This window comes from Stenotrophomonas sp. GL_101 (assembly GCF_057835675.1).
Genome location: NZ_CM174432.1, coordinates 4,007,467 through 4,032,416 on the forward strand (window position 1 = coordinate 4,007,467; position 24,950 = coordinate 4,032,416).

The window sequence follows — 24,950 nt, forward strand, 5'->3', positions numbered from 1 at the left end:
ACGGGCCCGGACCTCCGGGCCCGTTTTTACAGGTGGACTCCAGATCGCTACAAAGGAATGACCCGATGCACACCCGCACCCGTCGTACCTCGCTGTCACTGCTGTCCTTCGCACTGGCTGTTTCGCTCGCCCCGCTGGCGCACGCCGCCGACGCACCGGCACCCGACGGCCCGCAGGCCCTGCCCGGCACCTTGCCGCTGATTCCGGCCCCGGCCACCATCGAACGCCTCGCCGGCGCCGCCTTCAAGGTGGACGCGCGGACCCCGGTACGCGCCGATGACCCGGCCGCTCGCCGCGTTGCCACCCAGTTCACCGGCCTGTTGCGCTCCAGCGGCGGCCCCACATTGCAGATGCAGGCCGCGCGCGGCGCAGCAGGCATCACCTTCGTCCTGGACCGCGCGCTCAAGACCGGCGCCGAAGGCTACCAGCTGCGCTCCAGCGCCGACGGCGTGACCGTCCGGGCCGCGACCGAAGCCGGCCTCTTCTACGGTGCCGCCACGTTGTCCCAGCTGCTCACCGGCGGCAGCGACGGCGTGTTGCCGGCGTTGCGCATCGAGGATGCACCGCGTTTCAGCTGGCGCGGCCTGATGCTCGATTCGGCCCGCCACTTCCAGAGCCTGGATGAAATCAAGCAGGTGCTCGATGCGATGGCCGAACAGAAGCTCAACACCTTCCACTGGCATCTCACCGACGACCAGGGCTGGCGCATGGAGATCAAGCGCTACCCGAAACTGACCGGGGTCGGCAGCTGCCGGATCCCGGCCGGCGATGGCGGCCGCGACCCGGTCACCGGTGCGCCGCGCCCGTACTGCGGCTTCTACACCCAGGCGCAGATCCGCGAGGTGATCGCCTATGCGGCGGCGCTGCACATCCAGGTCATCCCGGAGATCGACGTACCCGGCCACGCCACCGCGGCGATCGCGGCCTACCCCGAGCTGGGCGTGCTGGACACCCCGCTGCAGCCCCTGAGCGAATGGGGCGTGTTCCCCAATCTGTTCAACACCGAGGACAGCACCTTCACCTTCCTGGAAAACGTGCTGGAAGAAGTCATCGCATTGTTCCCGGCCAAATACGTGCACGTCGGTGGCGATGAGGCGGTCAAGGACCAGTGGGAAGCCTCGGCACGGGTGCAGCAGCGCATGCGCGAGGTGGGCGCGGCCGATGAGATGGAAATGCAGAGCCACCTGATCAAGCGCCTGGAAACGTTCCTTGAACAGCACGACCGCCGCCTGATCGGGTGGGATGAGATCCTCGAAGGCGGCCTGCCGCCCGAAGCGACGGTGATGTCCTGGCGCGGCACCGAAGGTGGCCTCAAGGCGGCCAGCGAGGGCCACGACGTGGTGATGTCGCCGGTCACCGATATGTACATGGACTACCTGCAGACCAACTCGCCCAACGAACCGCCGGGCCGCCCGCTGACCACGCCGCTGGCGCGCGTGTACGGGTTCGAGCCGGTGCCTGCGACCCTGGCCAGGGACAAGCAGCAGCACATCCTCGGCCTGCAGGCCAACATGTTCACCGAGCACACGCGCAGCTATGCGCGCCTGCAGCACAACCTGTTCCCGCGTCTGGCCGCCGTGGCCGAGACCGGCTGGTCGCCGCCGGAGCGCCGCAACTACGCCGATTTCCTGGCCCGCCTGCCGACCCAGCTGCAACGCTGGCAGGCAATGGGGATTGCCTACGCGCAGACCCCGTTCCAGGTGGAGCTGGACAGCAACGACGCGCGCAAGCCCGGCACGGCCACGCTGGCGCTGCGCAGCCCGCTGGGCTACGACATCCACTACAGCGTGGATGGCAGTGCGGTCACCGCGCAGTCACCGCGTTACGCCGCGCCGCTGCAGCAACCGCTGCCGGTGCACCTGCAGGCCGCCACGTTCTTCAACGGCCAGGCCCTGGCCAGCGCCGCCAGCCGCTTCGATGTCAGCGCCGCCTCGCTGCTCAGCCGCAGCGACGAACAGCTGGCGATGTGCCCGGGCGAAGGCAAGCTGCTGCTGCGCCTGGAGGACGACGGCCCGGCCGAGGGCACGCGCGCGATCTTCAACGTCAACATCTTCAACCCGTGCTGGCTGTGGCAGGCCGCCGACGTGGACGGCATCACCCGGCTGCGCGTGCGGGCCGGGCAGATTCCGTACTACTTTCAGCTGGCTCACGACGAGCCGCAACGCAGGTTCAGCCCCGCACGCAGCGCGCATGGCGAGATGGACGTGCTCAACGGCAACTGCGATGGCAAGCCGCTGGTCAGCGTGCCGCTGCCGGCCAAGCCCGGCGCCGACGGCTTCATCACCCTGGAAGCGGCACTGCCGCGTTCGCTGAAGGGCAAGCAGGACCTGTGCGTGCGTTTCACCGGCGATACGCGGCCGACGATGTGGGTGCTCGATGAGATGACGATGCAGCCGCGCTGAGTGAGCGCAACAACCAACGGTCGTTGCCTACCAGCACAACGGTAGGTGACGACCGTTGGTCGTCACGCCATCGACGGTAGGTGACGACCGTTGGTCGTCACGCCTTCACCCGCGCAATCGCAGCAGCAGGTCGCGCAGCGGGGTAAAGGCCAGCGTCATGCCCGCCACGACCCCGATGCTGTTGGCCAGCACATCGCTCGGGTCGGCCATGCGGGTGGTGGTCAATGCGCCCTGGGCGAACTCGATGCCGATACCCATCGCAATCAACCCTGCCCCCACCCACAGCAACGCCACGCCGGTGCGGTAGATCTGCACCGCCGAGGCCGCCAGCAGGAAGTAGGCCAGGAAATGCTCCACCTTGTCGCTGTTGTCGGGCAGGTCCATCGGCGGCAACCGCACCAGGCACACGGCAATGGTGACGGCAATGGCCAGCCACCACAGCGCCAGCCATGCGCGCGGCCAGCGCAGTGGTTTCAAGACACCGGTCGCGGTCATCTCAGAGGCGCCAGGTCAGGTCGCCGAGCAGGAACGCCGCATCGAAATCCACGTCGCGCTGGAACCCCATCACCTGGAAACGCTCGCCCATTTCGCTGGGCAGGGTGAGTTTCTTGACCTGGTCGCGCAGACGCAGCGTGCCGACCGCATCGGCACGCGCCTCGGCCTTGGCCAACAACGCATCCAGGCCATTGCCCAGCAGGAAGCTGGCCTGGGTGCAGTACCCGGCCAGCTCGAACCCGGCGCCGGTGCCGGCTTCTGCCAACGCGGTGAAATCCACCGACGCGGTCAGGTCCTGCAGGCCCGGCCAGCGATACAGGTCGTTGTGCACGTGGTGGCGGTAGAACGCACGCACCGTGCCATCGTCGCGGTCGTCCTGGTAGAACTCGCCGCGCGGATAGCCGTAATCGACATACAGCATCGCACCGCGCTGCATGCCCCCGGCCACCGCCTGGATCCAGTACGGCAACTGCGGCAGCAATTCGGACCGGTAGCCATCGGCGAAGGGCCGCCCGCGGTATTTTTCGACGTGTCGCACCGCCGCGCCAAGCAGGGCATCGGCCGGCTGCGCACCACGCACGAACGCGCCGTCGGCATCCAGCTCCACCGTCTCTTCATAAACCATGCCGTCGCGGGCGAGGAAGCGCGGAGTCGGCAATGCATCGATCACCTCGTTGGCGAACACCATGCCGTCCCAGTCGTCATCGAACGGGCGGTCCAGCCACTCCACCAGTGCGAACAACGGCGGGATCAGGGCACTTTCCAGGCGTTCGCGCTGGCGTTCGCGCAGGTCCGCGCTGGGCTCGAGGATCGCGTAACGCTCGGGCAGCGCGTCCAGTTCCAGCAGGCGCTTGAGCAACACTTCGGCGAACGCGCCGCTGCCGCCGCCCAGTTCCAGGAACCGCGCCTGCGGCCCCAACTGCTGCATCACCGGGGCGATCGCGTTGGCCAGGGTGGCGGTATACAGCGGGCCCAGTTCCGGTGCGGTGGTGAAATCGCCGGACGCCCCGAACTTGCTCGCGCCGGCGCTGTAATAGCCCCATCCGGGTGCATACAGGCTCAGTTCCATGAACCGGGCGAACGGCATGGCGCCGCCATTGGCGAGGATCTCGGCGCGCAGCGCCGCCGCCAGCTGGTCGCTGTGGGCCAGGGCGTCCGAATCGGGGGTGGGCAGTGGGGAATGCATGGGGCGGGCGATTGCGGTGACAATGCACAGCATAGCCGAGCACGGAGAACCCCCGATGACCGCCACCGCCCCCGTGGTGCTGATTACTGGCAGCGCGCGCCGGATCGGCGCGGCGATCGCCCGCCAGTTCCATGCCTGTGGCTGGTCGGTGGTGCTGCACGCGCATACCTCCACCGCCGAACTGCAGCAGATGGCCTTCGACCTGGACATGCTGCGCCCCGGCAGCGTGCTGGCGCTGCAGGCCGACCTGCGCGACGCCGATGCCCTGCCCGACCTGGTCGAACAGACCGTGGCCCAGTTCGGGCGGCTGGATGCGCTGGTCAACAACGCCTCCAACTTCTACCCCACCCTGCTCGGCCAGGTCACCGCCGCGCACTGGGACGACCTGTTCGCGGTCAACGCGCGCGCGCCCCTGCTGTTGGCCCAGGCCGCCGCGCCGCAGCTGCGCCGTCACCAGGGCAGCATCGTCAACCTGACCGACCTGCACGGCACCCAGCCGATGCGCGACCACCCGGTCTACAGTGCCGCCAAGGCCGCGCTGGAAATGGTGACCCGGTCGCTGGCGCTGGAACTGGCGCCGAAGGTGCGGGTGAATGCGGTGGCGCCGGGGGCGATCCTCTGGCCGGAACAGGGCAAGGATGATTTCGCCCAGCAGGCGGTGCTGCTGCGCACGCCGCTGGCGCGCACCGGCACCGTGGAGGAGATCGCCGAGGCGGTGTACTGGCTGGTCACCGATGCCCCGTTCATCACCGGGCACACCCTGCGCGTGGATGGTGGGCGCAGCTTGACCTGAGGGTCTGTACCGACCAACGGTCGGTACCTACCGCGGTGGCATCTTTCTGGTGGGCGGCCACCGTTGGTGGTCGCACAGGGCGTCCGAATCACCCGATTACCGTACCGACCAACGGTCGGTACCTACGCGGGGATCAATGCCATCGTGTCGAATGGCTCGCCGTGCTGCCGGTGCGCCCGCCACAGCGTGGCCAGGCTCAGCCCGCTGACCGGGTCGATGAAGGTCGGGGCGATGTCGGCCAGCGGCTTCAGCACGAAGGCGTGCTTCAGCTCCGGGCGCGGAATGCGCAGGTGGCCGGGGCCCTCCACGATCAGGTCGCCGTAGAAGATCACGTCCAGGTCCAGGGTCCGGTCGGAGAAGCGCGGCCCGCTGCGGTCGCGGCCGTGGGCATCCTCCAGCGCGTGCAGCCAGCCGTCCAGCGCATCCAGCGGCAGGTCGGTGTCGATCGCCACGGCGTTGTTGAGGAAATCCGGGCCATCGAAGCCGACCGCGGCGGTGCGGTAGGCCGGGGAGACCGCGATCGCGCCGAAGCGCGCACGCAGGGCCTCCACCGCGGCGTGAAGATGCTGTTGCGGCTGCAGGTTGCTGCCCAGGCTCAGGAGCACAGTGGTCATGGTATTCAGCATGCGTGGGGCGGCTCCACACGGGGCCAACAGGGCCACCGCATAGAATCGGGGTGCACATCATAGGACACCGACATGACCTATTGCGTCGGCATCGAGGTGGACGAGGGCCTGGTCTTCGCCGCCGACACCCGCACCAATGCGTCGCTGGACGACGTGCGGGTGCACCGGAAACTGCACGAATTCGAGTTTCCCGGGCAGGCCGCGTTCGTGATCATGGCCGCCGGCAACCTGGCCACCACCCAGCTGCTGGTCTCGCGGCTGCGGCGTGACGTGGAGGAACAGCGGCCGGAGAACCTGCGCGCCTACCGCCACCTGTTCGAGGTGGCCGAGTACGTGGGCCGGGTGCTGGTGGACAGCCAGGTCATTTCCAGCACCCCCGAGCATGGCCATGACGGGGTCAATACCCAGGCCACGCTGATTCTCGGCGGCCAGGTCGGCGGCGAGCAGCCGGGGCTGTACATGATCTACCCGCTGGGCAACGCGATTGCCGCCTCACCGGAAACCCCGTTCCTGCAGATCGGCGAATCCAAGTACGGCAAGCCGATCCTGGACCGCATCCTGCGCCCGCAGACGCGGCTGGAAGATGCCGCGCGCACGGCGATCGTGTCGCTGGACTCGACCATCCGCTCCAACCTGTCGGTCGGCCTGCCGGTGGACCTGGTGTTGATCCGCGCCGGCGACCTGCGCATCAGCCAGCGCATGCGGCTGGCCGGGGATTCGCCGCTGTATGCGGAAATCCACGGCAGCTGGTCGCACAAGCTGGAACAGGCCGTGGCCAGTCTGCCGGCGTTCCCCTGGGAAACGCCGGCAGACCGGTAGGTACCGACCGTTGGTCGGTACATCGCATCACATTCGCGATCCACGCGCCACGACCAACGGTCGTGGCCTACCGGGGTAGGCCGGTCTACGCGGTCTGCAACGCCTCGGCGACCGAACGAAACACCTGCTGCATCTCCAACGGCTTGCGCAGCACATGCACGTTGATGGTGGACGGGAACACCGCCAGCGGCACGGTGACATCGGCCTCTTCCAGCACCAGTGCCGGGCCACGGAAGCCCAGCGAGGCCATCTCGCCCAGCAGGTGGCTGGCCGACAGCAGCTTGGAACCGGCATCGGCGATCACCAGCGCCGGCATCGCCTCCTGTTGCATCCAGCGCAATGCCGCCGCGCCATCGGAGGCCAGCTGCAGGTGGTAGCCCTGGCTGGACAGTGCGTTGCCCAGCAGCGACAGGCGGGTGGCCTCGCCATCCACCACCAGGATCGACTGCCCGGCGCCGGCGGTGCTCGGCGGGTCGATCGCATCGCTGTCGGTGCTCACTTCCTGCATCGGCAGCAGCAGGTCAAAGCGCGTGCCCACGCCAACAGTGCTGTCCACGTGGATGCTGCCATGCACCCCTTCGACAATGCGCTTGCACGAAATCAACCCCAGCCCGGTGCCGTTGGCCTTGGTGGTGAAGAACGGATTGAACAGGTGCGACAGGGTCTCCGCATCCATGCCGGTGCCCTCATCGGTCACCGAAATGCGCAACCAGTCCTCGCCCTGCCCTTCGACATCGGCGGCGGCACGCAGGGTCAGGCGGCCACCGTTGGGCATGGCCTGGATCGCGTTCAACGCCAGGTTCAACAACACCTGCTGCAACTCGGTGTAATTGGCATCCACGGCCAGGCCTTCCTCGGCCACGTCCAGGTGCAGGGTGACCTTGTCCGGCAGGTTGCTGCGCAACAGCAGCTCGACGGCTTCAAACAGGTGGGCGATGCAGATCTGTTCGCTGGGCTTGCGTGAGCCGCGCACGAAGGACAGCATCGATTCGGCCATCTCATGCCCACGCCGGCCACACTCGGCGATCACATCGGCCAGGTGGTGCAGCTGCGGGTCTTCGGTACGTGCCTTGAGCAGGTCCGGCATGATCAGCAGCGGCTGCAGGATGTTGCGCAGGTCGTGGCTGAGCCCGGCGGCGAGCAGCGACAGGCTTTCCAGCCGCTGCGCACGCATCAGCTCGGCTTCCACCCGCTGGCGGTCCATCGCGCTGCGCGATTCGCGCACCGCACGTGCCACCGCCGAAGGCAGCCGCGCCGGCTGGTGCTTGATGATGTAATCGTTGGCGCCCTGATGCAGCGCAGCCACCGCGTTCTCCTCACCCATCGTGCCGGACACGAAGATGAAGGGCACATCGGGGTGCCAGTCGCGCACGATCTGCAGCGCCTGGTTGCCCGAGAAGCCGGGCATGCTCAGGTCCGACAGCACGATGTCCGGGGAGAAGCGGGTCAGCGCGTCGCGCAGCTCGTCGGCGCTCTCCACCCGCTCGAAGCTGGCTTCAAGCCCGGAATCGAGCATCTGCTCGCACATCAGTTCAGCGTCCTCGGGGGAATCTTCCACCAGCAGGACGCGCAGCATACCCAGGGAGGGGCCAGTCAGCGGCATGGACTTACTCGAGCTCCGGTGCCTGGTTGATCACGGCCCAGAACTTGCCCAGGGTCTGTACTGCACCAAAGAACTGGTCCACGTCCACCGGCTTGACCACGTAGGCGTTCACGCCCATGTCCCAGCTGCGGGCCAGGTCGCTCTCTTCGCGCGAGGACGACAGGATCACCACCGGCAGGCGCTTGAGTTCATCGGTGTTGCGGATTTCGCGCAGCACTTCCAGCCCGTCCATGCGCGGCATCTTGATGTCCAGCAGCAGCACGGCCGGCAGGCCTTCCTCGCGGTTGGCGAAGGCACCGCGGCGCAGCAGGTAGTCCATCGCTTCCACGCCGTCTTCAACGTGCACGATTGGGTTGGCCAGGCGGGCTTCCTTCAGGGCATCGACGGCCATCTCGGCGTCGGCCGGACTGTCCTCGGCGAGGAGAATGGTACGAAGAGCGGTCATGCGGAGGTACCTTTGTTGATTGCGTCTAGCGCAGGGGGAAGCAGGAAGTGGAAGCTGGCGCCCTCGTCGACCACCGACTCGGCCCAGATGCGGCCGCCATGCCGGGTCAACACGCGGCGCACGCTGGCCAGGCCGATCCCGGTTCCCGGGTAATCACTGGCTTTGTGCAGGCGCTGGAACACACCGAACAGCTTGCCGGCGTAGGCCATGTCGAAGCCTGCACCGTTGTCGCGGACCGTGAACAGGTGCCCGCCATCGGCTTGCAGCTGGTAATCGACCTCGATCCTGGCCGGGTCGCGGTTGGAAGAATACTTGATCGCATTGCCGAGCAGGTTCAGCCACACCTGGCGCATCATGTTCTCGTCGGAGACCAGGATCGGCAGCGGCGCGATCTTCCACTCCACGTGCCGCGAGACACCGGTTTCCTCGGCCTCGCTCTGCAGGTTGGCGTCGAGCATCGAGCGGGTATCGGCCACCAGCGACTGCATGTCCACCGCCTGCATGCGCATCGCCGCGCGACCCAGCCGCGAGTACACCAGCAGGTCATCGATCAACGCGGCCATGCGGCGTGCCGAGTTGGAGATCACGCCCAGGTAGTGCAGTGATTTTTCATCGGCCTCCTCGCCAAGGTGGCGGGTCAGCTTGTCCGAGAAACCGGCCACGTGACGCAGCGGCGCACGCAGATCGTGCGAGACCGAATAGCTGAACGCCTCCAGCTCGCGGTTGACTTCGGAAACCTGCTCGACCTTGCCTTCCAGCTGCCGGTTCAGTTCTTCCACGCGCTGCTGCACGGCCCGCTGCACGGTCACGTCGCTGACGGTCATCAGCACCACTTCGTCGTCCTTGTCCGGCAGCGGCATGCGCCGGGCATTGATCAACATGGTGCGCACCTGGTCATCGGCGGTGCGTTGTTCGTGTTCGTAATCCCACAACTCGCGGCCGCGCAGCAGCACGTCGATCAGGCGCTGGCGCACCACCGCATCGCTCCAGGCACCGTCACCGATGCTGTCCAGCGTGCGGATCTCGCTGCTGTCCTCGTCCAGCCCGTACAGCTCGGCAAAGGCCGGATTGTGCAGCTGCACCTTCAATTCGCGGTCGAGCAGTACGATCGGCTCGCGCACGGTATGCAGCACCGAGGCGGCACGCGCGGCCGAGCGCAGCGACGCGCGTTCGGCCAGCGCGCGGTGCCCGATCTGGCGGTACAGCAGCCACAGCACCAGGCCCAGCAGTGCCAGCTGCACCGCCAGCGCCGACCAGGACACGAACTGGCCCTGGCGTTGCTGCTGGGCGAAAGTGGCGTTGCGCTCCTGCAGCAGCCTGTCTTCGCTGGCCTGCAGTTCTTCGATCAGGCCGCGGATCGGATAGCGGGTGGTCAGGTCCTGTACCAGCTGGCGCTGGTCGACATCCGGCGAGGACCGCGCCAGTTGCCTGGCCAGTTCCATGCGCCGCTCCACCATCGACTGGATGCGTCCGATCCGGACCAGTTGTTCGGGGTTGTCGCGGGTCAGCTCGGCCAGCCGTTGCAGGCGCAGCGGAATATCCTTGGCCTGGCCCATGCGCTCACGCAGGCCAGGCGCATCGATCCCTTTGGACATGGTCAGCGCGGCCGATTCCACGTCGCGCACGTCGGCCTGCAACTGGTACACGGCCACACCCACGTCCTGGGTATGCACCACCCAGCTCATCGCCTGTACGTTGTCGTCAGCCAGCTTGCGCAGGGTCAGCCACGGCACCACGATGATGGCCACGGCGGCGAAGGCCAATGCCGGCAAGCGCCAGCGGTCCCACGTGTCGTCACTGAAAACCAGCGCCATAGTCCCTCTTCGATCAGACGTTTGCCGTGGCCGGCGGTGCACCCCGCAGGACGGGACGACAGGAACGCCATGACAGAAATGGCGAAGCGCTCAATATAACCCAGCGTTTATCTGAATACGTGGCCGGGTGTGTTTCCTGAATCATTAAAAAAGGGCGCGCCATCAGGCGCGCCCCGGGGCTTGCGGAGGGGCGGGTTCAGCGCGTCGCGCTTGCCGCCACCTTCAGGCCACTGGCATCGACGCTCTTCACGCCCTTGATGCCCTGGGTCACGCGTACCGCCTTGTCATGCTCGGCCTGGCTGGCCACGGCACCGGTCAGGGTCACCACGCCGTTCACGGTCTCCACCTTCACTTCGGTGCCCGGTACGTTCTTGCTGGTGAGCAGGTCGGTCTTGACCTTGGTGGTGATCCAGCTGTCGGTGACCGGTTCGGCCGATTCATGCGCATCGGCATGGGTCATGGCCGCATGGTCGGTGGTCTTCGGCGGCGTCTTGGCCATCACCGAGGTCGTGCCCAGCACCATACCGAGCGCCAGCGAGGCAGCAAGCAGATTACGGGTAGCAATGGTCATGTCCGGTGTCTCCTTGGGTGTGTGGCCAGTCTCCGGGAACGCTCGTGTGCAGTACGTCGGCAGCAGATAACGCCGCCGTGAACCGCTCAGCTTGATTTACAACCGTTCATGTTTCGATGTGGCTGGTGCAGCGTTACGCTGTGCTGCCCCTTGTTCGTCGTGGAGCACGCCATGCCGCCCCTGCAGACACCGCTTCAGCTTGGATTGATCGGCTATGGACTGGCCGGCAGCGTCTTCCATGCACCGCTGATCCAGCACACGCCCGGCCTGGCGCTGCACAGCATCGTCAGTTCGCAGCGCGACCGCCTGCTGCGCAGCTTCACCGATGTGCGCCTCTGCGAGGACCCCGCCCAGGTGTTCGACGACCCGGCCGTGGATGCGGTGGTGATCGCCACCCCGAACGCCCAGCATGCACCGTTGGCGATGGCCGCACTGCAGGCAGGCAAGCATGTGCTGGTGGACAAACCCTTCACCCTGGACGTTGCCGAAGCCGAGGCCGTGGTGGCCGCCGCACGCGCGGCCGAGCGGGTGGTCTGCGTGTTCCAGAACCGGCGCCACGACGCCGATTTCCTCACCCTGCGCAGGCTGCTGGCCGAAGGCGTGCTCGGCCAGGTGGCCGAATGCCATTCGCACTTCGACCGGTTCCGGCCGCAGGTGCGCGATCGCTGGCGCGAGAGCGAGGCGCCCGGTGCCGGGTTGTGGATGGACCTGGGCCCGCACCTGCTCGATCAGATGCTGCAACTATTCGGTTGGCCGCAGGCGATCAGCGCCGACCTGGCCGCGCAGCGCGCGCAGGCGCGCAGCGATGATTACTTCCATGCGGTGCTGCACTACCCCACGCACCGCGCGATCGTGCATGCCGGTTCGCTGGTGGCCGCCTCGGCCGCACGCTTTGCCGTGCATGGCAGCCTGGGCAGCTACCTCAAGGAAGGTCGTGACGTGCAGGAAGACCAGCTGCGCGCCGGCATCGCGCCGGGGGCACCGGGCTGGGGCGTGGATCCCCAGCATGGCCAGTGGGTACGCGTGGAGGCCGACGACCGCGTGCAGCGCACGACGGTGGACAACATGCCGGGCGACTACCGGCAGCTCTATGCGCAGTTCCGCGATGCCATGCTGGGGCTGGCCGAACCGCCCGTCACTGCCGAACAGGCGGTGCAGCTGATGCGGTTGCTGGAGGCCGGGCAACGCAGTGCACGCCAGGGGGCGCGCATTGATCTGGATTGAGCGGGGGATCGGGCAGTGGGGCGTGCCGCGGTAACGGCACGCCACGCATCCGGCCCGGGGGTGCTACGCGGGGTGTTACTTCGTCTTGATCGCGTGGCCGCCGAATTCGTTGCGCATCGCCGCGAGCAGGCGGTCGCTGAAGGAGTTCTTCTCGCGTGAGCGCAGGCGCTCCAGCAGCGACAGGGTGATTACCGGGGCCGGCACGTCCAGGTCGATCGCCTCGGCGACGGTCCAGCGGCCTTCGCCGGAATCCTCCACGTACGGCGCGATGCCGTCGAGCTGCGGATTGCGCTCCAGCGCATCGGCACTGAGGTCCAGCAGCCACGAGCGCACCACACTGCCGTGTTGCCAGGCCTTGGCGACCTGGGCCAGGTCGAGGTTGAAATCGGTCTTGTGCTGCATCAGCGCGAAGCCTTCGGCATAGGCCTGCATCATCCCGTACTCGATGCCGTTGTGGACCATCTTGCAGAAGTGGCCGGCACCGCTCGGGCCCACATGCGCCCACCCACGATCTTCCGCCGGTGCCAGCGTGCGGAAGATCGCACCGATGCGTTCCACCGCCGCGGCGTCGCCACCGATCATCAGGCTATAGCCCTCCTGCAGCCCCCACACGCCGCCGCTGGTGCCGCAGTCGATGAAGGTCACCTCCTCGGCCTGCATCTGTTCGGCGCGGCGCATCGAATCCTTGTAGTACGAGTTGCCGCCATCGATCACCACGTCGCCTTCGGACAGGTGCGGCGACAGGGCCGCCAGGGTCTGGTCGACCACCTCACCGGCCGGCACCATCAACCACACCACGCGCGGTACCGACAACGCGCCCAGGGCATCGGCGATCGACGCGCTGACCTCCAGGCCACGCTTGGCCGCCCCCGCGCGCGCGCCTTCGCCCGGGTCGACGCCGATGACCCGATGGCCGCCGCGATGCAGCCGTTCGGCCATGTTGGCGCCCATGCGACCCAGCCCGATCATTGCAATTTCCATGTGTCACCTCTGCTCAGCGTGTGAATGCGATTGCTGCGGTGCCGTCGCGCACTGCCCCAGGCGTGCGTCGACCCAGCGCCGGTACAGCGTGGTATGCAGGTTGTGCAGGCCCAGCTCGATCGCGAACGGTGTTCGCCGATTGCGGTCGAGCAGGCGCGCGATGTGGAATCCGATGGGACGTATACCGCGAGGATGCACGTAAATCACGAACCCCTGGTAGAACGGATCGTCCAGCAGTGCGTCCAGTTCAGCCAGCAGCGGCTGCTGCGCGGCCGGCACCTCGCGGCGCCAGATCGGATCACGCTCGATCAGCAGCCGCTCGAAGCGGCGCGGACCGGGCCCGGGCATGTGCTGGGCGATCTCCCAGATACGCCGGTTGCGTGCATCGTAGTAAGCGAATCCATCGTGCCCGCGCAGCGCGCGCGCTGCGGCGTCGCTGACATCCACCACCACGAAGTTCTCGGCCTGGTTGTTGATGTCGTCCAGGTAGCTACGGTCGAACACGTGTTCAATGAAGCCGGGCACGCCGACGAAGGCCTGGCGACCGCGCCGGGAGGTGCGCACGGCCTTGCCATCGGCGAGGAACTCGCCGGCGTGCTGGCCGAGCAGGATGCTGTCGGTGTCGTGCAGGGTGAGGAAGGTGCCGATCGACAGCTCGCCCGGGGTGAACTCGGTATCGAACGCCGCATCGCCGTACAGCTCGCGCTGGGTGGCCAGCTGCGCGACCTGGCGGCCGACGCCGCATTCGGAGCGCACCGTGCCAGCGTAAAAGGACTGCAGCGCGGCACTGTTGGCGCCAACCGGCTGGTAACCGCGGCCGAAGCTGCGGAAGCGCTGCCAGCCCTGCGCCGGCGCACCGCGTGCACCGAAGCCGATCCAGCCCAGTTGCAGTGCCGAGAAACGGTAACCCGGGTTGTCCTGCAGTTGCGTGGTCGCGCGCCGGGTCGCCTGGCCCAGCCGGAAGGCATAGGCACACACCGTTGCCGGCTCCTCCAGCAGCGCTGTCATGAAGGCGGCACGACGGGGGGCGTCCCAGTCACGCGGCAGCTGCGCGCGCAGGTCACCGGCCCGTTGCGCCTGCTGCAGGTCCGCGCGCGTACAGACCGGGCCGCCGTGCACGACCGGCGCGGTCACTGCGGCGGTGTCGATGCGCCAACCGAGCTCTTCCAGCAGCGCCTGCGTGCAGGCCGCGCTCGCTGGCGCGGCCCGGGCGCTCAGCAGGGGCATCGCCAACAGGACGGCCCACAGCATCGGCGCGGCCAACACGCCGCGCACCTGCGTCGATCTACCCGACTCCCTGGCGGACTGCACTCCCTGTCCGCCTGCTCAGGAGCGTGCGGGAATCGCGGTGTCGGCGACCGGCGCCGAGACCGGTTCGGGTACCGCGTCCGCTGCCGGCGGCGGTGTGGGATTCACCGGCGGGGGCGGCGATGACGGGGCTGCAGGCGCGGGGGCGGCCACAGGCAGGTACTGCTGCAGGCGGTCGAAGAAGCGACGGTAGAAACCGGCATCCTGCACGGTGCTGCTGGCCACCTTCACCAGCGAATCGTCGTTGCTGCCGAACGGCAGCGATACCGAGCCCAACGCGCCCACGCCAACGCTGGCCGAGGTGGGGCTCTTCTTCAGGGCATAGCGGTCCTGCACGGCGCTGACGAACACCAGCGCCTGGTCGCCGCGCGGCGCACAGGAAATGCGCAGCACCAGTTGCTCGTGCTCGTCATCGCGGGGCTGGAAGTTCTTGTTGCCCTCCACCGCCGCCGTATCGGCCCGCGCGATCGCATAGCCCTGGCTGAGCAGGGTACGGCGTGCGGCTTCGCAGGCGTCGGCCGGGCGGCCGGGCACGGTCCGGGAATAGGTATCGCCCGAGTCGAAGGACTCGCGCAGCAGCGTGCTGTCGGCCGCGCGACCGCCACAGGCACTGAGGGTGGCGACCAGCACGGCCGCGGTAGTTGCATGGGACAGCCGCATGGGCAGCTCCTGCGAAGGACGACGCCGGCCAGCATAGCCCCCGGCCCGTATGCGGCAGGTCGATAAAGCGAAAGGCCGGCACGATGGCCGGCCTTTCGTTGTTTCGCGGTTCACCGGGGCAAGCCCAGGGCCTTCGCCGTCAGTCCGCCCAGCGGCCTACGCCGGTAGACTGCGGCAACACCTGCGCCGACAGCGGGCGATCGGCTTCCAGCAGGTTGACCGCATCGGCCAGGATCGAGGCCGATTCACGCAGCAGCGGGTCCGGGCGCTTCTCGGCGGCCTTCTCGCGCGCGGCATCCTTGACGATGTCGCGCTCGTTGCCGGTCAGGCCATCATCGTTGCTGTCGTCGGCCAGCGGATCCAGGTCCAGGCCCAGCTCCTTGCGGATCGCCTGGCGCTGCTTGCGCTGGGTGTCCTGTTTGTCGCGCTCGGTGCGGCGCTGGGCCTCGTTGAGCGAGATGTACTTCTTGGCGGCCTCGGTGCGGAAGGTTTCCACATCCTCGTTCCACCACTGGAATTCCTTGTCGGTGACGATGCGCGCGGCATGCCGCGTTTCCAGCTTGGGCAGCAGCGGGCCGAAGTTGCCGTACTGGGTATGCGGCACGGCGGCGATACGGGTCCACGGCAGCGCATTGTCGTAGGTGCTTTCGCCGTACTCGCTGGCATCCACGCTGGCCGGGAAGGCCAGGTCGGGCACCACGCCCTTGTGCTGGGTGCTGCTGCCGCTGACCCGGAAGAACTGCGCGATGGTCAGCTTGACCTGGCCGAAGCGCTGCGCCTCGCCACTGGGCCAGCGGTCCAGGTCGACGATGTTCTGCACGGTGCCCTTGCCGAAGGTGGTCTCGCCGATCACCAGGCCACGCCCGTAATCCTGGATGGCACCGGCAAAGATCTCCGACGCCGAGGCCGAGCCGCGGTTGATCAGCACGGCCAGCGGACCGTCCCACGCCACCGCTTCGCTGCGGTCGCTGTTGACGGTGACGCGCCCACCGGATTCACGCACCTGCACGACCGGGCCCTGCTCGATGAACAGGCCGGTCAGTTCAATGGCTTCATCCAGCGAACCACCGCCGTTGTTGCGCAGGTCCAGCACCACGCCGTCGAGCTTGTCGGCCTTGAAGCCGACCAGCAGCTTGGCCACGTCGCGGGTTGCCGAGGCATAGTCGGTCGCATTGCGACGGCGGCCTTCGAAGTCCTGGTAGAACGTGGGCAGCTTGATCACCCCCACCTTGCGTGCCGGCTCACCGTCGCGGGCCGGGATGGTCAGCGTTTCGCCCTTGGCGGCCTGCTCGGCCAGCCGCACCTTCTGGCGGGTCAGCACCAGGGTGTGGTGCTTGCCATCCACGCCCTCTTCGGCCGGAATGAACTCCAACCGCACCTGGGTATCCTTCTTGCCGCGGATCTTGGCCACCACGTCATCGATGCGCCAGCCGATCACATCCTCGATGGGACCGGACTTGCCCTGGCCGACACCGACGATGCGGTCGCCCGGCTTCAGCGAGCCGTTGACCGCGGCCGGGCCACCGGCGATGACCTCACGGATCACCACCATGTCGTCCTGGCGCTGCAGCTGCGCACCGATCCCTTCCAGCGACAGCGACATCGCCTGGTTGAAGTTCTCGGCGGTACGTGGGGTGAAGTAATCGGTGTGCGGGTCCACCGCGCTGGTGTAGGCGTTGAGGAAGAACTGGAACACGTCCTCGCCCTTCAGCTCGTTGACCGACTTTTCCAGCGTCGCATAGCGCTTGTCCAGCGTCTTGCGGATTTCCGCCGGCGCCTTGCCGGCCAGCTTCAGGCGCAGCCAATCGTTCTTGACCGACTTGCGCCACAGGTCATCCAGCTCCACGTTGCTGGCCGCCCACGGCACGTCCTTGCGGTCGTACTCGAACTTCTCATCGCTGCTGAACTCGAAATCCTGCTTGAGCAGCTTGCGCGCATAGCCGATGCGCTCGCCTACCCGTTGCTTGTACACCGCGAACACCTGGAACGCCGGCTCCAGCTCACCGCCCCGGATGGCCTTGGCGATGTTGGCCTCGAACGGCGCGAAGCGGGTGATGTCGGCCTGGGTGAAGAACTGCTTGCTGCCGTCCAGCGACTCCAGGTAACGCTTGAACACGTCCTTGGAGGTGGCCTCATCGAGCGCGCGGGGCCGGTAGGCATAGCGGCTGTCCGACAGCAGCCCGTAGACAAGCTTGGAGGTAGTGACCTGGTCGGCGGTTGCCGCCGACGGCAGCGCCGGCGAATCGGCATAGGCGGCCAGTGCCAGCGGCGCGGTCAGCGCCAGGGCCAACAGGAATGCGGGGGCTTTGAATTTCATCGACTTGCTCGTGGCACCTTGCCAGGGGGGAGACTGCGTGCGGATCAGACCACACGACAGTGCCGAAAGTTGCGGGGTTTGTCATCCATCCCCGCGCAACGGGGATTTCCAGCCTAAACGGCGGCGTGTAGCAAATTGTGAATGGCCGAGGTGCGGCAAGATCCCCGGTAGCCACCGACCGTTGGTCGTTGGGCAGGTGCCATGGGCCCTGAGCCAAGCGCGTACCGACCAACGGTCGGTACCTACCAAATGTTGTCCGCAAGAGGAGCCCCCTGAGTCAGGGGGCGCGCCGACAGGCGCGGGGTCTGGGTGAACAGTAAGGCGGGGCCCACGATCCGCATGGCGGATCGTGGGAAGCAAAGCGCGTATGCGTTGAAGCGACCGCTTACGCGACCGCCACCCCCGCGCCCTTGGCCTGGACGTTGGCATGGTAGGACGAGCGCACCATCGGGCCGGAGGCCACGTGGCTGAAGCCCAGCTCGTAGCCGTAGACCTCCAGGTCCTTGTAGTCCTCCGGGGTCCAGTAACGCAGCACCGGATGATGGTGCGGCGTCGGCTGCAGGTACTGCCCGATCGTGATCATGTCCACGTCGTGGGCGCGCAGATCGCGCATCGTCGCCCGCACCTGCTCCATCTCCTCGCCCAGCCCCAGCATGATCCCGGACTTGGTCGCGATGGACGGATGCTGCGCCTTGAAGTTCTTCAGCAGCGTCAACGACCACTGGTAATCGGCGCCGGGGCGCACGTTGCGGTACAGGTCCGGCACGGTCTCGATGTTGTGGTTGAACACATCCGGCGGGTTGGTCGCCAGGATGTCCAGCGCCCGCTCCATGCGCCCCTTGCCACGGAAATCCGGGGTCAGCACCTCGATCCGCGTGTTCGGCGAGCTGGCACGGATCGCCCCGATGCAGTCGGCAAAGTGCTGCGCGCCACCGTCGCGCAGATCATCACGATCCACGCTCGTCACCACCACGTACTTCAGGCCCATGTCGGCCACCGTCTGCGCCAGGCTGGACGGCTCGTTGGCATCGGGCGGCTTGGGCCGGCCGTGGGCCACATCGCAGAACGAACAACGCCGCGTGCAGACCTCGCCCAGGATCATGAACGTTGCCGTGCCGTGGCTGAAGCATTCATGGATGTTGGGGCAGCTGGCTTCCTCGCAGACCGTCACCAGGCGGTTCTCGCGCAGCTTGGCCTTCAGCGCCTGCACCGCATTGCCCGAGGGAATCCGGACCCGGATCCACGACGGCTTGCGCAGCACCGGCACATCGGCGAACTGCACCGGTGAGCGGCCGATCTTGTCACCGCCCAGCTGTTTTACCCCCGTCTGCAACGGCGCGGCGGACGGCGTGTCGCCCTGCACGATCTGCAGGGGAATGAGGCGAGCAGTGGTTTCAGTCATGGCCTTGGTCGGCGGCGTTCACGCCGCGTCTGTCAGATCGGGCAATTCGGAGGCAGGCTGGAGGTCCAGGCCGAACTGGCGGGCCAGATGGCCCAGCAGCACCGGCTTGACGGCCGCCATGCCGGACGGTCCCCCCAAGTCTACCACCGAGGTTACCTGCAGCCCTTCGTAGCCACAGGGGTTGATGCGGTGGAACGGCTCCAGGTCCATGGCCACGTTGAAGGCCAACCCATGGAAGGTGCAGCCACGGCGGACCCGGATGCCCAGCGCGGCGACTTTGGCGCCGCCCACATAGACCCCCGGCGCCCCGTCGCGCCGTTCAGCGCCGATATTCCAGTCGTCCATCGTGTCGATCAGCGCCTGCTCGATCCGGCACACGTAGTCGCGCACCCCGATCCCCAGCCGCCGCAGCTGCAGCAACGGGTAGATCACCAGCTGGCCGGGCCCGTGGTAGGTCACCTGGCCGCCGCGGTCCACGTGCAGCACCGGAATGTCGCCCGGCGCCAGCACATGCTCCGGCTTGCCGGCCTGGCCCAGGGTGAACACCGGATCGTGCTCGACCACCCACAGCTCGTCGGCGGTGGCATCGTCGCGCACATCGGTGAAACGCTGCATCGCATGCCACACCGGCGCGTAGGGCTGGCGGCCCAGGTCGCGCACGATCGCCGGCTGCGCCGGTCGGGTGCCCGGCGGGGTTGCCTCGCCGCTGCCTACACCGTCCACTTCACTTCCGGATGGTCGCGCAGCGCCGCGTGGGCCGCATCGTACTGCTCGCGGTTGTCGGCCTTGAACACCAGCCGCACCGACACATACTTGCCGTTGGACGAGTGTTTCCAGCTGACCTGCTCGGTCAGTACTTCGACGCCGGCCAGCTCAAGCAGGCGCGGCAGTTCGCGTTCCAGTTCCGTGCCAGCCGCGCCCATGGCGCTGAGTTCGAATTGGCCGGGAAACTGGAAGCCGTGGTCAGGGTTGTCAGACGTAATCTCCATGACCGCGATTATGGGGACGCCGACGGCCGAACCCAAGCGCTGCGTGATCGTGCCCACAGTTGCAGCCACCGCGACGTGAAAACCCGCCTTCATCAGCAAAACGCACCAGTGCGCGCGCGGGCCTGTTCACAGGCTCACACCCCGTCTACCCTGCTTCGGCTTAAAAACAGAACACATCCTGAGCGGGAATCCCATGTCGTTGAAGCCCTACGCGTTGTCGGCCGCACTTGCCGGCGTCCTGGCGATCGTCGCCCCAGCGGCATACGCCGCCAACCAGTGTGGCCCGGACTCGATGCGCGACCACCCCCCGCAGGTCAATTTCCGCGTGGACAACGACCTGTTTGGCGGCAAGGACCAGGACCAGGGCTACACCAACGGCGCCCAGATCACCTTCGTCTCGCCCAACCTGGTCGACTTTACCGACGATCCCTGCCTGCCGCGGCTGGCGCGCTGGGTCAACGGGCACCTGGAAAAGCTGCACCCGGGCGAGTTCGAGCAGCAGAACATGATCTTCAGCATCGCCCAGGGCATTTTCACCCCGAGCGACTTCACCCGCAAAGACCTGATCGAGGACGACCGGCCCTATGCCGGCGTACTGATCGGCAGCTTCGGCTACAACGCGCGCCGCGGCGACCGCCTGCAGACCACCCAGCTCACGTTGGGCGTAGTCGGCCCGTGGGCACAGGGCAAGCAGGTCCAGAATGCGGTGCACGACGCGCTGGGCGACGAGAAATTCCAGGGCTGGGACAACCAGCTGCGCAACGAACCGGTGTTCATGCTGACCCACGAGCGCATGCGCCGCTGGCCGGCCGATGCCAGCCTCAATGCCGGCGGCTGGGGTTGGGATGCGGTCAGCCACTACGGTGGCGCGGTCGGCAACCTGGCCACCCACCTCAACGCCGGTGGCGAAGTGCGCTTTGGCTGGAAGCTGCCCGACGACTTCGGCAGCACGCCGCTGCGCCCGGCCGGCGAGAACACCGCCCCCACCCGCGGCGGCCGGCCGGCCGGCTGGTCGTGGCACCTGTTCGCCACCACCGATGCGTCCTGGGTGATCCGCGACATCACCCTGGACGGCAACACCTTCCGCAGCAGCCACAGCGTGGACAAGCGCCACGTGGTCGGCCAGGCCGGCTACGGCCTGGCGGTGATGCGCGGCCGCTGGAAGTTCGCCATGGCCCGCTACCACAGCACCCGCGAGTTCGACGGCCAGCGCCAATCGCCGGTGTTTGGCAGCTTCACCATCAGCCGGTCGCTGTAAGCGACCGGAGGTAGAGCCGACCGTTGGTCGGCTGCGCGGTATCCCGGGTCGCAGGCATTCGCCGCGCGGTGCGCGGCAGCCGACCAACGGTCGGCTCTACGGTTGGCGCAAAAAAGACCGGCCATTGGCCGGTCTTTTTGTCTGGATCAGCGAACCGGGATTACTCCGATTCCCACCACATCCAGAAGCTGTCCCACAGGCGCTTGAAGAAGCCGGCTTCTTCCACCGCGGCCACGGCCACCAGCGGGGCCTGCGCGACCACCTTGCCATCCAGGGTCACCTTCAACGTGCCCACCTGCTGGCCGGCGGTGAACGGGGCCTCCAGGGTCTTGGGCACGTCGATGGTCGGCTTGAGGTCGTTGTAGCGGCCGCGCGGCACGCTCACCAGCATCGGCTGGGCTACGCCCAGCTGCACGTTGTCGGCCTTGCCCTTCCATACCTTGTGCTCGGCCACGGCCTTGCCCGGCTCGTACATGCGGTGGGTTTCAAAGAAGCGGAAGCCCCAGTTGAGCAGCGCCAGGCTGTCATCGGCGCGCTGCTTTTCCGAGCTGCCACCCAGCACCACCGCGATCAGGCGCTGGTCGCCGCGCTGCGCCGAGCTCATCAGGCAGTAGCCGGCTTCGGAGGTGTGGCCGGTCTTGATGCCGTCCACGCTGCCATCGCGCCACAGCAGCAGGTTGCGGTTGGGCTGCTTGATGCTGCCGACCGTGAACTCCTTGACCTTGTTGTAGGCATAGGTTTCCGGGTAGTCGCGCACCATCGCGCGGCCCAACAGCGCCAGGTCGAAGGCGGTGCTGTGGTGGCCCGGCGCGGTCAGGCCGTGCGCATTGACGAAGTGCGAGTCCTTCATGCCGATCTTGGCGGCGTAGCTGTTCATCAGCGAGGCGAACGCTTCTTCGCTGCCGGCCACGTGCTCGGCCAGGGCAATGGCGGCATCGTTGCCGGACTGGATCGCCATGCCCTTTTCCATGTCTTCCAGACGCGCGGTCTGGTTGACCGGGAAGCCGCTGTAGCTGCCATCGGTGCCCGCGCCGCCTTCGCGCCAGGCGCGCTCGCTCATCATCACCTGGTCATCGGGACGGACCTTGCCGTTCTTGACCTCCGCGGCAACGACATAGGACGTCATCACCTTGGTGATGCTGGCCGGGGCCAGCTGGGCATGCTCGTTCTCGCCGGCCAGCACCTGGCCGGTGGCGTAATCCATCAGTACCCAGGCCTTCGACACGCTCGGCTTGGGTGCCGGCGGCGTGGCGACGGTGATCGGGGCGGCGGCAGGCGCAGGTACCGGCGTCGGCTGGGGGGTCTGGGCGAAGACCACGCCCACGAGCAGGGTCGTGGCCATGGCGGCAGCGGCAAAGCGGAATTTCATCGGACAGCAAGCTCCTGGAGGACGCCAAGGGGGGAAAGAGGGAGTGTGGCCATTGTAGGCCCATGCAACGGGGGCGCGGCGCGCCCCGGGTAACCACGAAGGTCAGTCCTTCACGATCTGCGGCGCGCCAAACCCCAGACCGGTAATGCGGCCGGCAAGTTCCGAGGCGCTGGCGTGGTCGGCAGCGGCCACCCGCAGCCGCCACAGGGTGCGGCCACCGCTGACGATGTCGCTGATGCTGGCACCGACGATGCCGGCCGACGACAACTGGCCCAGCGCACGGGTGGCATTGTCGCGGCTGGCAAAGCTGGCCACCTGCAGCAGTACGTTGCCGACCTGCTGCGGCAGGCTGGTGCCGCTGGCCACCGAGGCAGGCGCTGGCCGGGCCACCGGCGTGGTGGCCAGCGGTGCCGCCGGCAGCGCGCTGACGGTGACCGGCGCGTCATTGAACTGCGCCGCCTGGGTAGCGGCCGGACGCCCGCTGGACGGCGAAGACGCGGTACTGGCCACCGCCGAAGGCGGCAGGCGGCCCACCAGGGTGTCCATGTCGCTGGTGCCGCGCGGCGACGCGGCGGCCGCCGCCGTGGCGGCACGGCGCTCGCGGCGGGTGGGCTTGTCGGCCAGCAGGGTTCTGTCGCCCGGGCTCAGCGCACGCACTTCCACGTTGCCGGTGCCGCGCTGGGTGATGCCCAGGCGCACGGCGGCGGCATAGCTCAGGTCGACCACCCGGCCATCATGGAACGGGCCACGGTCGTTGACCCGCACGATCACCGATTCGCCGTTGTCCAGGTTGGTGACCCGCGCAAAGCTCGGCAGTGGCAGGGTCTTGTGCGCCGCGGTGAAGGCGTACATGTCATACACCTCGCGGTTGGAGGTCAGCCGGCCATGGAACTTGGCGCCGTAGTAAGAGGCGGTGCCCTTCTCGGCATAGCCGCCGGTCTTGTCCATCACCTGGTACTGCTTGCCCAGCACCACGTAGGGCGATTTGTTGCCGACCGGCGAGCGCGGCAGGTCGACCACGTCCGGTTCGGGGATGCAGGCCACATTGGGAACATAGGTCGGCGTGCTGTCGTTGACGCCCGGCTTGTACAGCCCACCGGCGCGATAGTTGCCGCGGGTCGCCGGGTCTTCGGCGGCGGCCTTGTACGGCGAGCCCTCCGGGCATTGCGTCGGGCGCCCACCCTTGCCCTGCACCAGGGTGCCACCCGGCTTGCCGCTGGCGCCGGCGGTGGCCGGCTTTTTGGGCGCACTGCTGCAGGCGGCCAGCGCCAGGATCAACAGCCCGGGGATCAGCCATCTGCAGCGTGCGAGTGCATTCATGCCGGCGGCAACTCCTGTCCGGCGATGGCCTGGGACAACTGGTACACGGCCATCGCGTACATCTTGGAAAGGTTGTAACGGGTGATCGCGTAGTAATTCTGGAAGCCCAGCCAGTACTGCTTGCCGCCGCTGCCATCGAGCGTGATCGGCGTGGCGGTCAGCCCGGCCGGCACCGGAGCGCCTGGCTGGTAGCCGCGCTGGGCCAACTCGGACAGGGTCCAGGTCGGGGCCCATTCGGTGGGATTGAATTCGTCGCGACCGGCCGCCAGCGTGGCGGGCACCACCACCGGACCGCCGCGCACCCAGCCGCCCTTCTTGACGAAGTAGTTGGCGATCGAAGAAAACACGTCGTCATAGCTGGTGAACAGGTCGCGGCGACCATCGCCATTACCGTCCACGGCAAAGTCGAGGTAGCTGGACGGCATGAACTGGCCCATGCCCATCGCACCGGCGTAGCTGCCCTTGATCGCGGTGATGTCCAGCTTCTCGTCGCGGGCGAGCGCGAACAGGCGCGACAGTTCATCGCGGAAGAACAACTCGCGGCGCACTTCGCGCTCGAGCTTGGCCGGATCGCCACTGCGCGGGTACTTGAAGGCCAGCGTGTACAGCGCATCGAGCACGCGGTAGCTGCCGGTGTTGCCGCCGTAACTGGTTTCCACGCCGATGATCGCCACGATCACTTCGGCCGGAACACCGGTGCGCTGCTGCACGCGCATCAGCTCGTCGCGGTGCTGGGCCAGGAACTTCCTGCCGCCATCGATGCGCGCCTGGCTGATGAACATCGGCCGGTACTCGTTCCACGGCTTGACCCGCTCGGCCGGGCGCGACATCGCGGCGATGATCGGGTCGCGGATCTGCGCCTGGGCCAGCACCGCCTCGATCTGTGCCGCGGGAATGCCGTAACGCTTGGCCGTATCACGCACGAAGGTGGCACGCGCCACCTCGAACGGAACCGGGGTCAGGTCGACCGGCGCGGCGGTGGCGGCCGTAGCCTCCGGTGCGGCTTCGGCCGGGCCCTTTTGCCCGGTTACCGGTTTGTTCGGTGCGCCCGAGGCCTGCGGCGATGGAGACGGAGAAGGCGGCTGGGTCGCGCAGGCGACCAAACCGAGCGTAAGCATGCAGGCCAAGGTGCGTCGGATCATCGCGGCAGATTAGCAGGTCAAGGATGAATTAAAACCCCTAAGACCATGAATCACAACGATTTGCCCACACCACGGGACAATCGTTAAGACCGCGTCCACATTGACTGCGGTCACACTCCCCATTCAGCCATGCTGCCACCCACCCGTCGGGTGCATGGCCGCTTTCTGTCAATGAGGGTGCGCCAACGGCGCCGGTCCCAAGTGAACTGCGCGGGCACGGCGCTTT

Annotated in this window: 22 protein-coding genes; 5 read left to right on the forward strand and 17 right to left on the reverse strand. The window is 67.4% G+C overall.

Translation table 11 applies throughout. The features are described from left to right. The first annotated feature begins 65 nt into the window (after window positions 1–65). Complete coding sequence (locus tag AC3IR9_RS17620; RefSeq protein WP_489292343.1) at window positions 66–2,402, forward strand: beta-N-acetylhexosaminidase; 2,337 nt, start codon at window positions 66–68, stop codon at window positions 2,400–2,402. Between the two features lie 105 nt (window positions 2,403–2,507). Here the strand turns inward: AC3IR9_RS17620 and AC3IR9_RS17625 are convergent, their stop codons facing one another. Together AC3IR9_RS17625 and AC3IR9_RS17630 are read right to left on the reverse strand one after the other, a co-directional pair. Further along, the gene (locus AC3IR9_RS17625; RefSeq protein ID WP_489292345.1) at window positions 2,508–2,897 is read right to left on the reverse strand and encodes a VanZ family protein; all 390 of its coding nucleotides are present in this window, start codon (window positions 2,895–2,897) and stop codon (window positions 2,508–2,510) included. 1 nt (window position 2,898) lies between these two features. Beyond that, window positions 2,899–4,083, reverse strand: coding sequence for a class I SAM-dependent methyltransferase (locus AC3IR9_RS17630; RefSeq protein WP_489292346.1), 1,185 nt, complete (start codon window positions 4,081–4,083; stop codon window positions 2,899–2,901). A 55-nt stretch (window positions 4,084–4,138) separates the two neighbouring features. On the opposite strand from AC3IR9_RS17630, the gene AC3IR9_RS17635 reads away from it, so the two are divergent. Beyond that, window positions 4,139–4,876 carry a pteridine reductase gene (locus AC3IR9_RS17635; protein WP_489292347.1) on the forward strand — a complete coding sequence of 246 codons (738 nt, stop codon included), beginning with the start codon at window positions 4,139–4,141 and terminating at the stop codon, window positions 4,874–4,876. A 122-nt stretch (window positions 4,877–4,998) separates the two neighbouring features. Here AC3IR9_RS17635 and folK read toward each other — a convergent pair whose 3' ends face one another. Then, window positions 4,999–5,490: a 2-amino-4-hydroxy-6-hydroxymethyldihydropteridine diphosphokinase gene (gene folK, locus AC3IR9_RS17640; RefSeq protein WP_489292348.1), complete on the reverse strand. Its 492-nt coding sequence runs from the start codon at window positions 5,488–5,490 to the stop codon at window positions 4,999–5,001. Window positions 5,491–5,574: 84 nt separating this feature from the next. Between folK and AC3IR9_RS17645 the strand changes: the two genes are divergently transcribed. Continuing rightward, window positions 5,575–6,321 carry a proteasome-type protease gene (locus AC3IR9_RS17645; RefSeq protein ID WP_489292350.1) on the forward strand — a complete coding sequence of 249 codons (747 nt, stop codon included), beginning with the start codon at window positions 5,575–5,577 and terminating at the stop codon, window positions 6,319–6,321. A gap of 85 nt (window positions 6,322–6,406) precedes the next feature. Here the strand turns inward: AC3IR9_RS17645 and AC3IR9_RS17650 are convergent, their stop codons facing one another. From AC3IR9_RS17650 to AC3IR9_RS17665, 4 genes are all read right to left on the reverse strand, one after another. Continuing rightward, complete coding sequence (locus AC3IR9_RS17650; RefSeq protein WP_489292352.1) at window positions 6,407–7,924, reverse strand: two-component system sensor histidine kinase NtrB; 1,518 nt, start codon at window positions 7,922–7,924, stop codon at window positions 6,407–6,409. A gap of 4 nt (window positions 7,925–7,928) precedes the next feature. Beyond that, window positions 7,929–8,369 (reverse strand): response regulator, encoded by a 441-nt coding sequence (locus AC3IR9_RS17655; RefSeq protein ID WP_017354409.1) that lies wholly within the window; start codon window positions 8,367–8,369, stop codon window positions 7,929–7,931. Continuing rightward, on the reverse strand, window positions 8,366–10,183 hold the full coding sequence (locus AC3IR9_RS17660) for a sensor histidine kinase (protein WP_489292354.1): 1,818 nt from the start codon (window positions 10,181–10,183) through the stop codon (window positions 8,366–8,368). The genes AC3IR9_RS17655 and AC3IR9_RS17660 overlap by 4 nt, the downstream gene beginning before the upstream one ends. A 196-nt stretch (window positions 10,184–10,379) precedes the next feature. Continuing rightward, a complete protein-coding gene (locus tag AC3IR9_RS17665) occupies window positions 10,380–10,754 on the reverse strand; it encodes a BON domain-containing protein (RefSeq protein WP_489292356.1) in 375 nt (124 codons plus the stop codon). A 180-nt stretch (window positions 10,755–10,934) separates the two neighbouring features. Between AC3IR9_RS17665 and AC3IR9_RS17670 the strand changes: the two genes are divergently transcribed. Then, a complete protein-coding gene (locus tag AC3IR9_RS17670) occupies window positions 10,935–11,978 on the forward strand; it encodes an oxidoreductase (protein ID WP_489295885.1) in 1,044 nt (347 codons plus the stop codon). A 75-nt stretch (window positions 11,979–12,053) separates the two neighbouring features. On the opposite strand, the gene gnd is transcribed toward AC3IR9_RS17670, so the two are convergent. The 7 genes from gnd to AC3IR9_RS17705 form a co-directional block, all read right to left on the reverse strand. Next, entirely contained in the window at window positions 12,054–12,959 is a 906-nt protein-coding gene (gene gnd / locus AC3IR9_RS17675) for a phosphogluconate dehydrogenase (NAD(+)-dependent, decarboxylating) (RefSeq protein WP_489292358.1), read from the reverse strand. A gap of 3 nt (window positions 12,960–12,962) precedes the next feature. Continuing rightward, window positions 12,963–14,210 carry a hypothetical protein gene (locus AC3IR9_RS17680; RefSeq protein WP_489295887.1) on the reverse strand — a complete coding sequence of 416 codons (1,248 nt, stop codon included), beginning with the start codon at window positions 14,208–14,210 and terminating at the stop codon, window positions 12,963–12,965. Window positions 14,211–14,285: 75 nt separating this feature from the next. After that, a complete protein-coding gene (locus AC3IR9_RS17685) occupies window positions 14,286–14,927 on the reverse strand; it encodes a DUF2242 domain-containing protein (RefSeq protein WP_489292360.1) in 642 nt (213 codons plus the stop codon). 139 nt (window positions 14,928–15,066) lie between these two features. Then, window positions 15,067–17,244: a carboxy terminal-processing peptidase gene (locus AC3IR9_RS17690; RefSeq protein ID WP_489292362.1), complete on the reverse strand. Its 2,178-nt coding sequence runs from the start codon at window positions 17,242–17,244 to the stop codon at window positions 15,067–15,069. A 385-nt stretch (window positions 17,245–17,629) separates the two neighbouring features. Further along, the gene (gene lipA, locus AC3IR9_RS17695) at window positions 17,630–18,646 is read right to left on the reverse strand and encodes a lipoyl synthase (protein ID WP_489292364.1); all 1,017 of its coding nucleotides are present in this window, start codon (window positions 18,644–18,646) and stop codon (window positions 17,630–17,632) included. An 18-nt stretch (window positions 18,647–18,664) separates the two neighbouring features. Continuing rightward, on the reverse strand, window positions 18,665–19,369 hold the full coding sequence (gene lipB, locus AC3IR9_RS17700; protein ID WP_489292365.1) for a lipoyl(octanoyl) transferase LipB: 705 nt from the start codon (window positions 19,367–19,369) through the stop codon (window positions 18,665–18,667). Beyond that, complete coding sequence (locus AC3IR9_RS17705) at window positions 19,357–19,635, reverse strand: DUF493 family protein (protein ID WP_489292367.1); 279 nt, start codon at window positions 19,633–19,635, stop codon at window positions 19,357–19,359. The genes lipB and AC3IR9_RS17705 overlap by 13 nt, the downstream gene beginning before the upstream one ends. 193 nt (window positions 19,636–19,828) lie before the next feature. Here AC3IR9_RS17705 and AC3IR9_RS17710 point away from each other — a divergent pair, with 193 nt between their 5' ends. Beyond that, entirely contained in the window at window positions 19,829–20,893 is a 1,065-nt protein-coding gene (locus AC3IR9_RS17710; protein WP_489292369.1) for a lipid A deacylase LpxR family protein, read from the forward strand. Between the two features lie 160 nt (window positions 20,894–21,053). Here the strand turns inward: AC3IR9_RS17710 and AC3IR9_RS17715 are convergent, their stop codons facing one another. From AC3IR9_RS17715 to mltB, 3 genes are all read right to left on the reverse strand, one after another. Further along, window positions 21,054–22,262, reverse strand: a complete 1,209-nt coding sequence (locus tag AC3IR9_RS17715; protein ID WP_489292370.1) for a D-alanyl-D-alanine carboxypeptidase family protein — start codon at window positions 22,260–22,262, stop codon at window positions 21,054–21,056. 102 nt (window positions 22,263–22,364) lie between these two features. Further along, window positions 22,365–23,582 carry a septal ring lytic transglycosylase RlpA family protein gene (locus AC3IR9_RS17720; protein ID WP_489292371.1) on the reverse strand — a complete coding sequence of 406 codons (1,218 nt, stop codon included), beginning with the start codon at window positions 23,580–23,582 and terminating at the stop codon, window positions 22,365–22,367. Continuing rightward, window positions 23,579–24,724 carry a lytic murein transglycosylase B gene (gene mltB, locus AC3IR9_RS17725; protein ID WP_489292372.1) on the reverse strand — a complete coding sequence of 382 codons (1,146 nt, stop codon included), beginning with the start codon at window positions 24,722–24,724 and terminating at the stop codon, window positions 23,579–23,581. Before mltB ends, AC3IR9_RS17720 begins: the two co-directional genes overlap by 4 nt. Window positions 24,725–24,950: the final 226 nt, after the last annotated feature.

What these genes read in the sequence shown, in the direction of transcription:
- AC3IR9_RS17635 (WP_489292347.1), top strand. Translation starts at nt 4,139, where the DNA reads ATGACCGCCACCGCCCCCGTGGTGCTGATTACTGGCAGCGCGCGCCGG.
- gnd (WP_489292358.1), bottom strand. Translation starts at nt 12,959, where the DNA reads ATGGAAATTGCAATGATCGGGCTGGGTCGCATGGGCGCCAACATGGCC.
- AC3IR9_RS17720 (WP_489292371.1), bottom strand. Translation starts at nt 23,582, where the DNA reads ATGAATGCACTCGCACGCTGCAGATGGCTGATCCCCGGGCTGTTGATC.
- AC3IR9_RS17680 (WP_489295887.1), bottom strand. Translation starts at nt 14,210, where the DNA reads ATGCTGTGGGCCGTCCTGTTGGCGATGCCCCTGCTGAGCGCCCGGGCC.
- AC3IR9_RS17655 (WP_017354409.1), bottom strand. Translation starts at nt 8,369, where the DNA reads ATGACCGCTCTTCGTACCATTCTCCTCGCCGAGGACAGTCCGGCCGAC.
- lipA (WP_489292364.1), bottom strand. Translation starts at nt 18,646, where the DNA reads ATGACTGAAACCACTGCTCGCCTCATTCCCCTGCAGATCGTGCAGGGC.
- AC3IR9_RS17705 (WP_489292367.1), bottom strand. Translation starts at nt 19,635, where the DNA reads ATGGAGATTACGTCTGACAACCCTGACCACGGCTTCCAGTTTCCCGGC.
- AC3IR9_RS17660 (WP_489292354.1), bottom strand. Translation starts at nt 10,183, where the DNA reads ATGGCGCTGGTTTTCAGTGACGACACGTGGGACCGCTGGCGCTTGCCG.
- AC3IR9_RS17665 (WP_489292356.1), bottom strand. Translation starts at nt 10,754, where the DNA reads ATGACCATTGCTACCCGTAATCTGCTTGCTGCCTCGCTGGCGCTCGGT.
- mltB (WP_489292372.1), bottom strand. Translation starts at nt 24,724, where the DNA reads ATGATCCGACGCACCTTGGCCTGCATGCTTACGCTCGGTTTGGTCGCC.
- AC3IR9_RS17715 (WP_489292370.1), bottom strand. Translation starts at nt 22,262, where the DNA reads ATGAAATTCCGCTTTGCCGCTGCCGCCATGGCCACGACCCTGCTCGTG.
- AC3IR9_RS17645 (WP_489292350.1), top strand. Translation starts at nt 5,575, where the DNA reads ATGACCTATTGCGTCGGCATCGAGGTGGACGAGGGCCTGGTCTTCGCC.
- AC3IR9_RS17630 (WP_489292346.1), bottom strand. Translation starts at nt 4,083, where the DNA reads ATGCATTCCCCACTGCCCACCCCCGATTCGGACGCCCTGGCCCACAGC.
- AC3IR9_RS17650 (WP_489292352.1), bottom strand. Translation starts at nt 7,924, where the DNA reads ATGCCGCTGACTGGCCCCTCCCTGGGTATGCTGCGCGTCCTGCTGGTG.
- AC3IR9_RS17690 (WP_489292362.1), bottom strand. Translation starts at nt 17,244, where the DNA reads ATGAAATTCAAAGCCCCCGCATTCCTGTTGGCCCTGGCGCTGACCGCG.
- AC3IR9_RS17625 (WP_489292345.1), bottom strand. Translation starts at nt 2,897, where the DNA reads ATGACCGCGACCGGTGTCTTGAAACCACTGCGCTGGCCGCGCGCATGG.
- AC3IR9_RS17710 (WP_489292369.1), top strand. Translation starts at nt 19,829, where the DNA reads ATGTCGTTGAAGCCCTACGCGTTGTCGGCCGCACTTGCCGGCGTCCTG.
- folK (WP_489292348.1), bottom strand. Translation starts at nt 5,490, where the DNA reads ATGACCACTGTGCTCCTGAGCCTGGGCAGCAACCTGCAGCCGCAACAG.
- AC3IR9_RS17685 (WP_489292360.1), bottom strand. Translation starts at nt 14,927, where the DNA reads ATGCGGCTGTCCCATGCAACTACCGCGGCCGTGCTGGTCGCCACCCTC.
- AC3IR9_RS17620 (WP_489292343.1), top strand. Translation starts at nt 66, where the DNA reads ATGCACACCCGCACCCGTCGTACCTCGCTGTCACTGCTGTCCTTCGCA.